The organism is Halalkalibacter urbisdiaboli (assembly GCF_002156385.1).
Taxonomy (GTDB): domain Bacteria; phylum Bacillota; class Bacilli; order Bacillales; family Bacillaceae_D; genus Halalkalibacter_A; species Halalkalibacter_A urbisdiaboli.
Map to the genome: position 1 here is coordinate 422173 of NZ_MVJM01000002.1, position 15550 is coordinate 437722.

Genomic DNA, 15550 nt, shown 5'->3' on the forward strand with positions numbered 1-15550 from the left:
TTTCCCACCTTTTTTAATCTTCCTTTTCAAGAATGAGGCGCTTTTGATAAAACATATGAGCGACCTCAATCACTTGCTGAGAAAAACGGTAATTCATTGTTGCACCAAATGCCATTCCGATAAGGGGAACACCTTGAATGAGCTTTTTGCGTAGCATGGCAATAACAACGTTTTTCCCTACCTGTCTTACTACCCTCTGCAACCACTCAACCTCAATGATGTCATCCTTTCCTTGATAAAACATATCGTTGTGCTCATGCATGTCCACTTCTTCAAAAAGCTGTTCCCATGCCTCGGCTTGAAATGCTTTAGGCAGTGTGGCAACATGGAAAAGCTTTAAGGCGAATATCATTTCCACTGGCTGGTTTAAATCATACCCGTATACGAGAGCTAGCTGTTGAATTGAGCGAATATTAATAGCGACCACGGCCGGTAAATCCATTGCGAACAGAAATGCGCCCCCCATTCCTGAAAGCCCTCCCTGCCCAAGGGCCAATAATCGTTGCTTTGCCATTAATTGTTCAGCCATGAATTCTTGTTGCTCTAGCGTTAATACTTGAAGATCTGCTATTGTTTCAATGTCCGGATTAAAGACTCGTGCATGTCTTAAAATTCGATTCCTTGTCTCTTCATGAGATTTGCTGTTCTGCATCCACGCTTGTATATGAATAATCATAGATTCAAGTTGTGTGAGAACACGCTCCTGTTTAGAAGGACTAAGCTTAGAAAATACCCAATCCGCCCATTTTAAATACGTAAACTCTGCATCGGTTGCCTCATGATAGAAAAATTGGTCTTCCCAGTGTTCAATTTGAGCTATCCTATTTCGATAATCTTCCATGCTATTTTAAACTCCCTTGTCATTCTCTTGTATGTACATTTTCCTTTTAAACATTGGAGAATATGTCCAAGCTTCATTCGTTTGTTCAGATATGACGTCAAGTGCATTTAATTGCGCATTCATTTTCTTAATTGTATAGAAAAATACTGCTTCAGCGGTTTTAGGCATTACTGGACCATGCTCACCGTACTGACTTAGCATACAATGCTTTAATGCTACTATTTCTTCATGTTCAATAGAAATTCCTGCTTCACTTGCCGATTGATTTACCATTTCAATTCCTAAAACGAGATGACCAATTAGCTCACCGTTAGATGTATACTCTGGTGAGAGGTGATCAGATAATGCTTTTACTTTCCCAATATCATGAAGAATACACACAGCCAATACAATATCTTTATTTACCTTTGTGTATACAGGAAAAAGCTGATAAGCACTTTGTGTAATGTGTACAGTATGCTCAAGCAAACCCGCATAGTAATAATGGTGATTCATCTTTGCTGCGGGCAATGTTGTCATTCGATCCCGAATGCTTTTTTGACTAAACAAACGTTTAATTAACGTTTGAAGCGTAAGCGATTGTATGTCTTCCATACTCATTCGTAATTCATGCCATAAATCTTCTCGCGAAACCCCTTTTCTCGAAATGAGCTCGGTAATATTAACGCCATCTTCCTCAGTTGACAAACGAATTCTTTGGATATTGAGATGCTTTTGCTGGCGATAAAGGGTTACAATCCCTTCAAGCTTTACAATCGCTTTTCGTTGAAATAGCTGCTTTTGTTCATCGGTAATGTCCCACAATCGTGCAGGGATTAACTCCATGTTTCGTTCTAGTGTAAAGTTAGCATATTCACTTCCATTTGAGGCAGTTTTTATTTCACGTTCGCGAATAAGGAAAAACTCAACTAATTTGTCCCCTTCATTTTTATAGAGAAACGAGACCATTTACATCTTCCTCTCCTATTCACTTATTATTGGTCACAGAATCTCACCAATTTGTTCTATATCTATGCTTCACTAACATGTTCTAGTCTTATCTTAGCTTGTCAGTTCCTACAAAGCAAAAAAGGTGCCGCAAAGGCTTTTCCCCCTGCGACACCGATTTTATTATGCTTGAGATAACCGCACAGTATCTCGAGCAATCATCACTTCCTCATTTGTTGGAATGATCATTACCTTAACTGGAGAATGTGGATAATTAATAAAAGCTTCCTTACCACGAACCTTATTCAAGGATGGGTCCCAATAAACACCCATAAATTCCAAGCCCTTTAATACACGTGCACGAATCGTCTCACTGTTCTCACCAATCCCAGCAGTAAAGATAATCGCATCTACCCCACTCATCCTTGCCGCGTAAGAGCCAATATATTTGTGAATACGGGATGTAAACACATCCAATGCTAACTCAGCACGCTCATTACCTTGTTCAGCTTCACTCTCAATATCACGTAAATCACTCGAAAAACCTGATACACCAAGGAGTCCACTCTTTTTATTCAATGTATCTAAAACTTGATATGCATCTTGACCAGTCTTCTCCATAATATACGGAATTAATGCGGGATCAATATTTCCAGAACGAGTCCCCATCGTTACCCCTGCTAATGGTGTAAAGCCCATTGACGTATCAATCGATTTCCCACCTTCAATTGCAGCGATACTAGCACCATTCCCTAAATGACATGATAATATTCGGAGCTGTTCAATTGGTCTTCCTAACAGCTCGGCAGCTCGTTCAGAAACATATTTATGGGAAGTACCGTGGAAACCATATTTTCTAATACCATATTTTTGATAATAATCATAGGGTAGGCTATACAGAAAAGAACTTTCCGGCATCGTTTGATGAAATGCCGTGTCAAAAACAGCAACAGCCGGTACAGCTGGTAAAACCTCTTTAAAGGCTTTAATCCCAACAATATTTGCTGGATTATGTAATGGAGCTAGTTCAGAGATTTCTTCTATCCCTTTTAATACTTCATCTGTAATTAAGACGGAGTCATTAAATTTCTCACCACCATGAACAACTCGATGCCCAATCCCATCAATTTCATTCAAGGATTGGATGATTTTTAAACCTGTTAATTTTTCTAATAAGGTTTTTACAGCAAATGAATGATCAGGTATATCGATTGTTTCGACGTGCTTCTCTCCTTGAACTTCAATTGAAAACACACCAGACCCAAGACCAATTCTCTCTACGAGGCCCTTTGTTACAATTTGTTCCTCTGGCATATTTAATAACTGGAACTTTAATGATGAGCTACCTGCATTGATAGCGATAATGTTTGCCATTTCGATAGACGCTCCTTTATAAATCAAAACTATTTAAACCCTCTACATTTAAGCACCTAGAGATAGCATTTTCAAGCTCTTTCCTCTTTTTTCTCCCGTTTTCTCTTGAATTCTTTATTTTCAGAAATGAAACCGTTTCATAACATCGTTAGTGTGCACAAAAGTGGACGCTCCTCATACATAACATGACTACAATAAATTGAGCTCTTCTTTAAACCATTTATTAATTTGTTGAATCATATCCGCTAACGCTTCTTTCTTCTCAAATGAAGGAAGCTCAGCGAGTAGAGCTTGTCTTGGTTGTTGAACTCCTTCTCCCCTCTTCTGTAAAATGAGGATGCTTTTCGCATGTTGCTCAGATTTAAACATTGTCTTAGGTAATTGGAGTAAACCATGAATACATGTTTGCTCCTTTAAGTATGCGTGAAGCGTTGCAGCTTGATCACTTTGAAAAAGAAAATTTGGAACGATAAAAATGAGAAAACCACTATCTTTTACGCTCTGAATTCCCTTTTCAATCATGAGATGATGAATATAGGAGTGTCCCTCATTTGCATGTAATGTATATTGATTTGCCACATCATTATGAGGATAATAGCCTACTGGTACATCTGTCACAACAAGATCAACTTTAGGAAGCTCTATTGGTTGAATGCTGTCTTTATGAAATAGCTCAATTTCATGTTTTTGAAGGTTGGCATTGACAAAAGCTAAATGCAATAACGTTTCATCAACTTCAAATCCATATCCTTTAGCTGCTGAAGAGGACTGATTGATTAAAGCTGACAATAGGTTTCCTGAACCAACCGCTAAATCTAATATTGAAAAACCTTGGTCACTTTTTCCGATTACTTTATCAACTAAATAACTAACAAATAGACATACTGCATCTGGCGTCATGGCATGATGAGGTTGAATTGATTCCTTCATTCCCTTTAACACTGTAAGCTGAAACGCTTTACGAATAACTTCTGACTCATAAGACTCTAGTTCGAGTTTTTCAAGATTCGTACGAAGCTCGTTTTTCACCTCTTCTTTCACCTCTTGAACGACCTCTTGATGAAAAAGATTTTCCCCTACTTCTGCCAAAGCCTCTAAATAAGTAATCGAACCTTCCTTCTCTAATAGAATTGCGCTCTCATTTAAATATGTATATAATTGCTCAATTTTTTTGTCATTCATTTCTTACACCTCTCCCACTACAACTGCTAAAAATAATTTTACTAGAAACGTTTTTGTATGAAAAGCACACTCCCTTAACAGTTCTATCCTAAAATCGATTCGATTAACCTTATGCCCAAATTTTTTCTACGGTAGAGGACCTAGTAATAATACTATCAAATGTCTTTAATAGAAGGAGTGATGTTAAGCACCTTTAAGGAAAATCACGTACTTTTTTAAATGATAAAAAATCCCCGTTGTTTAATGACAACGGGGTTACTACTCTTACTTTGCAGATTTAGCCGCTTCAATCGCCGCTTCATAGTTCGGGTGATTTGTTGCTTCTGATACGTATTCAGCATAAGTAACAACATCATTCGCATCAATGACAAATACAGCACGGGCTAACAAACGAAGCTCCTCAATGACTAAACCGAAAGCTTTACCAAAAGATAACTCACGGTGGTCTGAAAGTGTTTGAACATTTTCAATCCCAGCCGCTCCGCACCAACGCTTCTGTGCAAAAGGTAGGTCAACACTCACTGTTAAAATTTCAACATTTTCAAGTGAAGCTGCCTCTTCATTAAAACGTCTAGTTTGTTGGTCACAAACGCCTGTATCAAGTGAAGGTACAACACTAATTAAGCGTACTTTCCCTTTCGTATCTGCCAACGTAACTTCTGACAGATCATTCGCTAATACTTTAAAATCTGGAGCTTTTTCTCCAACCTTTACTTCGTTCCCTAAAAGGGTAACAGGATTTCCTTTGAATGTGATCGATGCCATTCTTTATCCTCCTTATTAATACCAAATATGTACATGCCCATCATACATGAGAAAACGAACGATTTTCAAGTAAAGTCTCCTATTCCTATCAAAGATATTATTTTAAAGTTATTCCACGTCAATAAAAAACCCCTCCTCCAATTAAGATTGGATAAAGGGGAATCACATGTTAAATCTTAAAATGGCGATTGACCTGGAGATTGTTGACCTGAATTATTGTCTTGATACATTGGTTGGTTTTGATTTGTTGATTGACCTTGACCTTGGCCTTGACCAATCATTTGTTGAATTTTATCCACTACTTGTGGTGCAAAATCTAAAAGCTTTTCGTATAAATGAGTATTACTATCTAGGTGAACCATGTTTACACCTTGGCTATTTACTACTAAAAAAGCAATTGGCGTAATGGACACACCGCCACCACTACCACCACCAAATGGATGTTCATCTTTGTCTTGCTCCATGACAAATTCACTACCACCTGCAGCAAAACCGAACCCGACTCTAGATACTGGCATAATCACACTACCATCTGGTGTTTCCACAGGATCACCTACGATAGTATTAACATCAACCATTTCCTTTAAATTCTCCATTGCTGTCTTCATTAAACCTTGAATTGGATGCTCTGACACAGCTGATTCCTCCTTTAAGCATTTGATGTTTTTTCAATCGGATGTGATTGAAAGAGCTTCGGTCTTCGTTTCCAATGTCGAACGATCATAAGACCTGCAAGGATAGCATGCCCGACTCGGAACGAAAACATACAAGAAAGGTTTGTATAGGAGATAGTTCCTTGAAAATGTGGTGTAACAGCAACCTTTGGAAGTTGTTTCATTTTCATATAGTTTCCAATTACCCCAATAATCGAGCCTTTCAGCATCCATACAGTTCCAAGTAATTGTCCCGTATGGGCGGCATCACCAATTCCAAAACCAGATTTCCAATTTAGCTCATGAACACTTATTCGACTTAAAAATCGCTTAATTATTTTATGTAACCCCGCAACATGCTGAAGGACTTCATTCATTTTACGTAAATCTTTAAGAATGATATCCTTTGTTATCGACGCTATTTTCGATTTCTCCTGCCCTCCTATTTCCATTTCCTCATCGACAACAATTGATCTTGATTTGAAATCAAATTTAATTAACGGGGCAGAGAAAGTATAGACTCGCATCTTCCATACTGATACTTTAATTTCAAGTAGATCATCATCGAATTTGTGTCGATAGTGAACTTCAATTGTTATCTTGGCTATAAGGATGATTAAGAACAAGAGTATAATAACAGAAGCGACTATTAACCAAACCATTTACGTCTCCTTTAGTATTATCATTTTTTAATTCAAGCATTCAACTTTAATTCCTTACTTACCTAGGATTCTCACCAAATGGAAAAAATAAACCTACCAAAGAAAAATTGGCAGGTTTATTTTTTGATTGATTTTATTTAGCTTCATGGATAACATATGATTCAGCAATCATATCATGTATTCCTTGCTTCTTCTCCGTAAATGCAACCGTTATATACAATAAATAAAGAAGAGCAAAGGCTTGATGCAGAATACGTCCGACTGCTTCCCGAAATAATATTTGTTGCCAGCTTAATTTACTTCCGCTATAAGAGACTACCCTTAAACCGAACACCATCTTTCCGATTGTTTGACTGTAATATTTTGTCATAATCGCAAAATAAAGAAAAAACACGATAGCTGCTAACATCATCTCAAGAGATAGCGGACCGATTGATACATGCTGTGTTCCCGTTAACCGTAACAGAGGATAAACAAGGATCCCCTTTAAACTAAAGACAGCAATTAGATCAATTAGAAAAGCCCAAAATCTCATCCAGAAACCTGCAACTGGCATTGACAATTCTACTGCTTGATTGTCATATTGCTCATGCTTACAAGTCTCAATCCGCTCGATTCTTCCACGCAGTTTTCCATTTACTATTCTAATCTTATTTGATTGTAGCATAGTTGCCCCTCCTTTCTACTGTGTATATAAATACTTCAAAGTCGGTGCACGATGCTCTGATATTAGCTTTTGAAGATTCATTAATTCATGATCCGATGAAAAAATGCGCTGAACAGACATTGCAAATAAACTGTTTAAACCTAAATTAGATTCAAATCGAACGACATTATAATCACCGACATGCTCCTTCATTAGTTCAATCGTATCATCAAGATTCCCCAACTCATCCACTAAGTTTAGCTCTTTTGCTTGTAAGCCACTATAAATTCGTCCATCAGCTAATCGTCTTACTTCTTGCTCTGACATTTGTCTTCCTTCAGCAATAATTCGAACAAATTCCTCATAGGATTCATCAATTAAGGACTGTAGAATTGCCCGCTCCCCCTCTGTCATTTCACGAGTAGGGGACATCATGTCTTTATAGGGACCACTTTTAATCGTATCAAACTTAACCCCATATTTTTCTGCGAGTTCCGCTACATTAATCGATTCCATAATGACACCTAAAGAACCTGTAATCGTCTGTGGCGTCGCAACAATTTTATCGGCGGGTGCTGATATGTAATATCCTCCAGAAGCTGCGAGACTCCCCATTGAAACAAAAATTGGTTTTTCATATTCTTTTTTTGCCTCGATAATTTTATCATATATTTCAGCGCTCTCTACAACCCCACCTCCAGGAGTATTTACACGAATAATAATGCCTTCAACTGAAGCATCTTGAGCGACGTGATCGAGTTGGGATAGAAACAACCTATGTCGATAGCCTTCTGTTTCAAAAAAGCTTGGGTTATCACCAGTATCTTGAATCGTACCGTTTATTTCTAACAGAGCGATTTTCCCTGTTAATTCATCTCCGTATTCTACTATATGTTCTGTCCATTCATGCTCTCCTGCCCCAAAAACTGACTCAAAATTTGAAGAAATCACAACAGATGCGGCATTAAATGCAACTGAAGCGACTACTAACATTGCAGCTGCAATTAAAGCCAACCAACGTTTTCGACTCATTTATTAATCCTCCTCATTTTTGACTGGTTTTTATTTCTAAACAAGGGTTATGATAACATAGATAATAATTAAAAAGATATGAAATATTGGTTGAAAGGATGAACGTCATGCCGCATCGAAAGAATATCTATCTTTTTTATAAGCAAACGCCTGAAATGGAGCAACATGTACAACCTCTACAAACTTTTTTAAAAGAAAATGGATTTCATATCGTAACGGATCTTGAACAAGCTCATATTATCGCAAGTATTGGTGGAGACAATGCTTTTTTACAGGCAACAAGAAAGACAGGGTTTCGTGATGATTGCTTATACATTGGCATTAGCACAGAGGGTCTTGGTTTTTACACTGACTTTACGACAAAGGAAGCTGAACACATGCTTCACGCTGTCAACAATGAGCAGGTTGAAGTGAGAAGGTATCCTATTATTGAAGTATCTATTGATGAAGAACCGCCTTTCTATTGTTTGAATGAATGCTCCATTCGTTCAAATGTCATAAAGACCTTCGTCATTGACGTCCTTATCGATGATTTCCCTTTTGAAACTTTTCGCGGCGATGGTATGATCGTTTCAACTCCGACCGGGAGCACAGCGTATAATAAATCTGTTCGTGGTGCTGTCGTTGACCCTTTACTCCCGTCCATGCAAGTTAGTGAAATCGCTTCTTTAAACAACAATGAATACCGAACATTAGGCACATCCTTTTTATTAAGCAGTCAGCGCACGTTAACATTGAAAGTTGTTCAAGACGGAAATGACCATCCGATTATTGGAGTTGATAATGAAGCACTCAGCATTCGACACGCTGAAAAAGTAGACATTAAAATATCAGAACGACAAATTAAAGTGTTAAAATTAAAACATAATTCTTTTTGGCAAAAGGTCCAGAGGAAATTCCTATAGATGGCGCTCGCAAAGGTTGTTCCAATAGGCAAAACCGAGCCTTCTGGGACAGCCTTTTCATACTATCTTTGGTACATAACCGTATTATCTACAACAGTCATAAGCACATTTGTCTGTAAAATCTCCTCCGGCTCAAGCACAAATAAATTTTTATCCAGTATTGTAAAATCTGCTACAAAACCGCTGGATATTTTCCCCCTTTGACTTTCTTTATTAATGGCAGTCGCACTTCCACTTGTAAACAGTTGAACTGCTTCAAATGGTGTCAGCTTTTGTTCAGGTAAATATCCAGGATGCCTCTCCCCGGGCTTGGTTCTTGTAACAGCTGCATGAATTCCAAGTAGGGGATCTACTGGTTCAATAGGGGCATCCGAACCACCAGCACAATGTATACCCTCTTGAAGTAAGGTTTTCCATGCAAAAGAGTATTTTAATCGCTCTTCTCCTAACCGTTCTTGAACCCAAGGAAAATCAGAAGCGACAAACCGAGGCTGTATATCTAAAATAACAGGAAGCTTTTTTAGTCGCCGTAATAAATCCGGTCGAATCACTTGAACATGGATCAATCTGTCTCTTCCTTTGTTGGCTGGAAAGCCTTCAATGGCTCTTAACGCCATATCTAAAGCAGCGTCTCCGATTGTATGGATCGCCACATTCATGTTTAATTGCCGTGCCTTTTCAACAAGGTTCATTAGTTGTTCTTCTGAATGCATCGCTACTCCTGATGTACTCGGATCATCTGCATATGGCGTACTTAACCACGCTGTTCGCCCCCCTAATGCCCCATCTGCAAAAATCTTCATCGCCCCAAGCTCAATAAAAGGGGTTACTTCTCCCTCCATGTATCCTTCTTTCACCATCTCATTAGATGCCTCATGATGAACTAGTAAATGGGCTCGAAACTTCCGCTTATCGCCATCAATAACAGAGGTGAAACTAGTTAACGTTTGTTTAAATCCGTTATAATAATGTAAATCCTCTGTGTGACCACCAACAAGTCCAAGTCGAAGCATATCGTCAACTGCTTTCTGTAGAGCAATTGTGACATAATCGTTTGTGACACTTGGAATGGATGATTTAACTAGATCCATTGCCGCGTCAAGCAAATAGCCAGTGGGCTCCCCCTTTAAGTCACGAACGATTAATCCACCTTCTGGATTAGGAGTATCCTTCGTAATACCTGCTAATTTTAATGCTGCACTATTCACTAATGCTGCATGGCGGCAGATTCTTGTTAGAAACATCGGCTGATTTGGAGCAATCTCATCAAGCTCATCGCGGTGAAATATTTTTCGATCAATAAAGTTATTTTCATTCCAGCCTTCACCTAGTACCCATTCATCATTTGAAAGAGATTTAACTTTTCCCTTTAAAAGTTGTCGCATGTTTTCAGAGGATGTTGTCTCTGATAAGTCTAATTGAATAAGTTTCTCACCATGGCCAACCATATGTAAATGACTATCTACAAAACCAGGATAAACAAAAGCCCCTTGTAGATCATATTCTTCAGTTATCTTATTCTGATATGTATCGGATAAGTTTTCTTTTTTTCCAGTTGCTTTAATAATTCCATCTTCAACATAAACCGCATCAATCTTCTCGTTTTCCCGTTCCATCGTGAAAAATGTTCCATTCCACCAAAGAGTGCCCATACTCTTTACCCCTCACTCTCTTTTCTTGATTACGAACTATTTTATCAAAGAAAAGACGTTATTGGAAAATAGACCCTTTCACTTCTATTTTTGAGCTTAATAACTTGAAAAAGGAGGACGGGTAAACCGTCCTCCCTGCCATAATATAAAATTATTGTTGTTGGAAACCGCTAAGTTGTTGTTGAGCAGTTTGAACTAGACGTTTAGTGATTTCACCACCGACAGACCCGTTAGCACGAGAAGTAGCATCAGCACCAAGTTGAACACCAAACTCTTGAGCGATCTCAACTTTCATTTGATCTAACGCTTGCTGTACGCCAGGTACTAGCAGTTGGTTGCTGTTGTTATTGTTGCTTGGCATGTGTCTCACCTCCTTCTGTACTTATAGAATGACTCGGGAGGCAAAAAAACATGTAAAAAGAAAACTGGTAATTGTTGAGATTACTTTAGAAATGTAATACTTAGAACAATTCGTCGAGTTTATTTTGTTTTGATTCATTTGTGATTAGGACCGTTTCAGTACGAGAGACAGCATCATTAATATAATGCTCTACCTGTAAATATTGTTCATATTTGTTGGCCTTTTCTCGCTTTGGTCTTGTTTTAGAATCCGTCGGTAAGAAGATTGTACAACAGTCTTCATATGGTAATATTGATGTTTCATACGTATCAATTTGTTTTGCGATTTCAATCACTTCAAGCTTATCCATTGTAACTAATGGCCGAATAATTGGCAAATTCGTTACTTCATTAATCGTATGCATACTATGCAGCGTTTGACTTGCTACTTGTCCAAGACTTTCTCCTGTTGCAATGGCTAAAATGCCTCTCTCCTGTGCAATACGTTCACTAATTCGAAGCATCATTCGACGCATTAATGTCATTTGATAATTACTTGGAGCTTCTTTATGCAAATGCTGCTGGATATCTGTAAACGGAACAAGATGAAGCTTAATTGTACAACCAAACTTTGTTAGTGTTTTCGCTAAATCAATCACCTTTTGCTTAGCTCGCTCATTTGTATACGGTGGACTATGGAAATGGATTGCTTCGATTTTCGCACCACGTTTCATCGTCAAATATCCTGCAACAGGACTATCAATCCCACCTGATAACATTAAGAGCACCTTGCCACTCGTTCCAACAGGAAGCCCCCCTGCACCAGCATATGTACCTGATGTGATATAAGTAGCTGTTTCACGAACTTCTACACGAATATCTAAATCTGGATTATGAACGTCGACTGTAATATCTTCAGTATTTGATAGAACATATCCCCCAATAAGATGATTTAGTTTCTGTGAATCAATCGGAAAAGGTTTATAGGCACGTTTTGTTGAAATTTTAAAGGTTCGAACTTTGGCTTCATGGGACTTTAAAACTTCTAAAGCTCCACGTTTCATATCATCCACATCGTTTTCGACTTTTAATGCAAGGCTAAAAGAGTGTATTCCAAAGATTGATTTTATCTTTGCTACAACAGGTTCGTGAGCTTGTCCATTAAGCTCGACTACAATTCGCCCATATGTTCTTTTATAAGACAATAGCGGAAATCCTTTTAATGTCATTTTCATATTTTGCAGTAATTGCTTCTCAAAATAAGAACGGTTTTTCCCTTTTAATGCTAGCTCACCAAAGCGAACTAAAATATGATTATATTTCATTTCTTTACCTCCATTAAACTTCGAGGGTTAACCTTTAATACGGGTCACACCAAGAATTAATTGCTTTAACTCTTTAAGGAATATGTCGATTTCTTCCTCTGTATTTTGAAAAGATAAGCTTATCCGAATTGCACTACTTGCGCGTTCTTCATTAAGACCCATCGCTAATAATACACGGCTTGGTTCAGCTAATTTGGAAGAACAAGCAGATTTTGTAGATACGTATATATTTTTAGCTGCAAATGATTGGATTATCACTTCTGGCTTTGTGTTAGGAATAGAAAAGTTGACAATATGATACGCGGCATCTGTTTTCGGACTATTTATTTCAACATCTTCCATCTTTTCAAGTCCATGCACGAGCTGGCTATGCAAGCGAGTAAGGCAAGCCTTTCCTTGCTTTGACTGTTCCATTTCTATACGATATGCTTTAGCCATAGCTACAGCACCGGCAACATTTTCTGTTCCTGCCCTTAGCTTTTGCTCTTGAACGCCACCATGAAGAAGTGGGAACAAACGAACCCCTTCCTTTACATATAAGAGACCAGTCCCTTTCATGCCATGAAATTTATGGGCTGACAGTGTACACAAATCAATATTTGCCTTTTTTATAGGCAGTGGAACCTTTGTTGCACCTTGAACATGATCAACATGAAAGCGAACATGCGGATAGCGACGTAACACTTCTCCTACTTCTTCAATAGGCTGTATCACACCTGTCTCATTATTTACATGGATGATTGAAACTAAAATCGTATCCGGAACTATCGCATTCTCTAAGTCTGAAACAGAAATTTCCCCATTCTGATCAACTGGTAAATAAGTAACTTGATATCCAAGTGATTCTAATTCTTTAAACGTCTCATATGCAGAAGCATGCTCCACTTCCGTTGTAATCAAGTGCTTCCCTCTATTTCTCCTTGCAACAGCAGTACCTTTAATTGCGAGATTATTCCCTTCCGTTCCACCTGATGTAAAGATGACTTCCTTTGGCTTTACCTCAAGATACTCCGCCATCATTTGACGAGCCTTCGTTAACAACGCTTCAGATTCCATACCTAACGTATGCAATGACGAAGGATTACCGAAATATTGAGAAGAGACTTTCATATAGGTCTCTAACACTTCTGGATGAGGCTGTGTCGTTGCACTATTATCAAGATATATCATCATAAATAGCTCCTTTGTTTCTCATCTTCTACGCATTTATCTATGTTAGCACAAAATAATGAATATACAATAATAAATACCGTAGAGCGTTATAGCCACCCTTCTTTTTACGTTCTCTACAAGCACTCTTCTTGTTGGGGAGGCGTAGTGCACGACAACCTTGCTCTTTTCTACATTCACCTGTATTCCTATCATACCTAGTTTTTCTCATATAAAAAAAGATACCTTACAGGTCCAAAACCTTCAGGTATCTTTATCGCTATGAAATCATCTGTGTCGATACTCGTTCTACAATATTGTCCTCATACGGTTCAACTGCACGAGCCGCACATTCAATTGCTTCATCATATTCATAATCACGAAACAATTGTTCAGCTTGGAGTAAACCTATTTGAACTTTGTGAGAACGACTTCTATAACGATTTCCATATTGAATAACACGTTCAGCTAAATGCGCCTTTTCAATTGTCTTTTCCACGAGAGATTCATTTTCCTTGATTAAGGTTAAGGCTTCCTCAACTAATGCAGTAACCCTTCCCATTTCCAATGGCACCTGTTCGAGCAGTGACGAAGCCTCGACCATTTTTTGTTCACCTAGACGCAATTGTTCCAGCGTCTGCTGTGGTAAGCCAGGAATATTACTTTTTTGAACCATTCGTTTGCTGTCTAACATAAGACGACGTAACTGGTTTAACGTTTCTTTTGCCTTCAACTCATCTTCTCTTAATGCGAGTAACTGTTTTTTTCCTTGTTCAATTTCAGTTGTCAACTGCTCAATGCCTACACTCCATTCATTAACCAAGGCCTGTATAGATGTATAGGTTTGTTTTTCATTTTCAGTTACATCAATAATTATTTGCAGGTGCTTTCCTAAATCGGTAATTTTTTTACGGATTTTTTGTTGTAGAGAAAGATCTTCATCTGACATCCGATAACTTAATTGAACATGTGTCGTTTCTTCAATTAAGAGCTCCAACTGGCCTTCGACAACACTAAGCTTCTCTTTTAGCATAGGAATCATCTCTATTACTTTTTGTTTCGCAATCACTTCTGTTTCTAATGCTTCATACATTTGTTCAATTTGTTCTGAAACCTTCACAATACGTTCGTTTACACGCTCAGATTCTAGCTCGATTACGTCAGCCTTTAATTCCAAAAGCTGTTTTTCAATCTGCTCAATACGAGGTTCAAAGGAAAAAGGCTCTAAATGATAACCCGCTTGTGTCATTTCCTCCATTCCTTGACGAAGACTTTTTAAATCAGCTGGCAAGGTAGATTGAAGCTGAATAAGGAGTTCGGGGACGCTGTTAAGTTGCCCTTCTGTCAAATCGAGTTGAGTTTTCACTTCACTTAGTAGTTCTCTTGCTTGTAAATAACTACCTTCCTCCATTTGCTCATCAAACATACTTATTTTTTGTTTAATCTCTTCAAGTCTTTGATCAAAGGATTGCACACTCGGGCCTAAAGCTCCTCTTTTTTGAAGAAACTCCCCTTGTACTTGTTGAAATTGTTCACGAACAGTCCCGCTTTCAGTTCGGTTATTGTTCGCACTTTCAACTAACCCCTCAATATCGTCAATCATTATTTTCAAACTTTCTTCAATTCCATTCATCCGCTTTTTTGTCAACGATATCACTTGCTTCGCCTTATTAAAACGGTATTTACCAGCAAGTTCCTCGATATCAAATAACGCTTCTTCAATGTCAGGTAAAATAACCCCAACAATTTCATCCCAATCATTTCGCCATAATTCAAACTTCGCTTCTGTTTCTCCTGACATTTGTAAGCTTTTGACTTTACCAATTTCATTTGGAATCGGTCTATTTAATATATCGTTTTTCCATTCCTCGAGTCGATCGACTTCCTTATAAATCTTTCTTCTCATTACTACACCAATAACAAATATAATGACAATAATTGCTATAACACTGTAGATAAGGTACATGTAAGGACTCCCTTCTAATACTCCCTATCAATTTATTTAATACGGTCTATTTTAAAATTACTGCACTCATATAAATACCCATGATTCTGTGAGATGTCACAGCACCACAGGTATGACAACTAGCCATGTAGA

The 15550-nt window shown here is 38.0% G+C and carries 15 protein-coding genes; 1 reads left to right on the forward strand and 14 read right to left on the reverse strand.

Annotated elements, in window-relative coordinates:
• Nucleotides 1-13: 13 nt before the first annotated feature.
• From B1R93_RS09925 to sppA, 9 genes are all read right to left on the reverse strand, one after another.
• Complete coding sequence (locus tag B1R93_RS09925; RefSeq protein WP_088103822.1) at nucleotides 14-841, reverse strand: EcsC family protein; 828 nt, start codon at nucleotides 839-841, stop codon at nucleotides 14-16.
• A gap of 6 nt (nucleotides 842-847) precedes the next feature.
• Nucleotides 848-1789, reverse strand: a complete 942-nt coding sequence (locus tag B1R93_RS09930; protein WP_088103823.1) for a 3'-5' exoribonuclease YhaM family protein — start codon at nucleotides 1787-1789, stop codon at nucleotides 848-850.
• Nucleotides 1790-1951: 162 nt separating this feature from the next.
• Nucleotides 1952-3142 (reverse strand): acetate kinase, encoded by a 1191-nt coding sequence (locus B1R93_RS09935; protein ID WP_088103824.1) that lies wholly within the window; start codon nucleotides 3140-3142, stop codon nucleotides 1952-1954.
• Nucleotides 3143-3331: 189 nt separating this feature from the next.
• Nucleotides 3332-4324: a class I SAM-dependent methyltransferase gene (locus B1R93_RS09940; protein WP_088103825.1), complete on the reverse strand. Its 993-nt coding sequence runs from the start codon at nucleotides 4322-4324 to the stop codon at nucleotides 3332-3334.
• 264 nt (nucleotides 4325-4588) lie between these two features.
• Entirely contained in the window at nucleotides 4589-5089 is a 501-nt protein-coding gene (tpx, locus tag B1R93_RS09945; protein WP_088103826.1) for a thiol peroxidase, read from the reverse strand.
• Nucleotides 5090-5265: 176 nt separating this feature from the next.
• Nucleotides 5266-5724, reverse strand: coding sequence for a GerW family sporulation protein (gene ytfJ / locus B1R93_RS09950; RefSeq protein ID WP_088103827.1), 459 nt, complete (start codon nucleotides 5722-5724; stop codon nucleotides 5266-5268).
• A 14-nt stretch (nucleotides 5725-5738) separates the two neighbouring features.
• Complete coding sequence (locus tag B1R93_RS09955; RefSeq protein ID WP_088103828.1) at nucleotides 5739-6404, reverse strand: DUF2953 domain-containing protein; 666 nt, start codon at nucleotides 6402-6404, stop codon at nucleotides 5739-5741.
• A gap of 133 nt (nucleotides 6405-6537) precedes the next feature.
• Nucleotides 6538-7071 (reverse strand): RDD family protein, encoded by a 534-nt coding sequence (locus B1R93_RS09960; RefSeq protein ID WP_088103829.1) that lies wholly within the window; start codon nucleotides 7069-7071, stop codon nucleotides 6538-6540.
• Nucleotides 7072-7086: 15 nt separating this feature from the next.
• Entirely contained in the window at nucleotides 7087-8082 is a 996-nt protein-coding gene (sppA, locus tag B1R93_RS09965; protein ID WP_088103830.1) for a signal peptide peptidase SppA, read from the reverse strand.
• A 107-nt stretch (nucleotides 8083-8189) separates the two neighbouring features.
• Between sppA and B1R93_RS09970 the strand changes: the two genes are divergently transcribed.
• Nucleotides 8190-8987 (forward strand): NAD kinase, encoded by a 798-nt coding sequence (locus B1R93_RS09970; RefSeq protein WP_088103831.1) that lies wholly within the window; start codon nucleotides 8190-8192, stop codon nucleotides 8985-8987.
• Between the two features lie 62 nt (nucleotides 8988-9049).
• On the opposite strand, the gene B1R93_RS09975 is transcribed toward B1R93_RS09970, so the two are convergent.
• The 5 genes from B1R93_RS09975 to ezrA all read right to left on the reverse strand — a co-directional run bounded on the left by B1R93_RS09975 (nucleotide 9050) and on the right by ezrA (nucleotide 15418).
• Nucleotides 9050-10639 (reverse strand): amidohydrolase, encoded by a 1590-nt coding sequence (locus B1R93_RS09975; protein WP_088103832.1) that lies wholly within the window; start codon nucleotides 10637-10639, stop codon nucleotides 9050-9052.
• Between the two features lie 151 nt (nucleotides 10640-10790).
• Nucleotides 10791-11000 carry an alpha/beta-type small acid-soluble spore protein gene (locus B1R93_RS09980; protein WP_088103833.1) on the reverse strand — a complete coding sequence of 70 codons (210 nt, stop codon included), beginning with the start codon at nucleotides 10998-11000 and terminating at the stop codon, nucleotides 10791-10793.
• Nucleotides 11001-11100: 100 nt separating this feature from the next.
• The gene (thiI, locus tag B1R93_RS09985) at nucleotides 11101-12303 is read right to left on the reverse strand and encodes a tRNA uracil 4-sulfurtransferase ThiI (protein ID WP_088103834.1); all 1203 of its coding nucleotides are present in this window, start codon (nucleotides 12301-12303) and stop codon (nucleotides 11101-11103) included.
• Between the two features lie 27 nt (nucleotides 12304-12330).
• Nucleotides 12331-13473, reverse strand: a complete 1143-nt coding sequence (locus B1R93_RS09990) for a cysteine desulfurase family protein (protein WP_088103835.1) — start codon at nucleotides 13471-13473, stop codon at nucleotides 12331-12333.
• Between the two features lie 259 nt (nucleotides 13474-13732).
• Complete coding sequence (ezrA, locus tag B1R93_RS09995) at nucleotides 13733-15418, reverse strand: septation ring formation regulator EzrA (RefSeq protein WP_088103836.1); 1686 nt, start codon at nucleotides 15416-15418, stop codon at nucleotides 13733-13735.
• Between the last annotated feature and the right edge of the window lie 132 nt (nucleotides 15419-15550).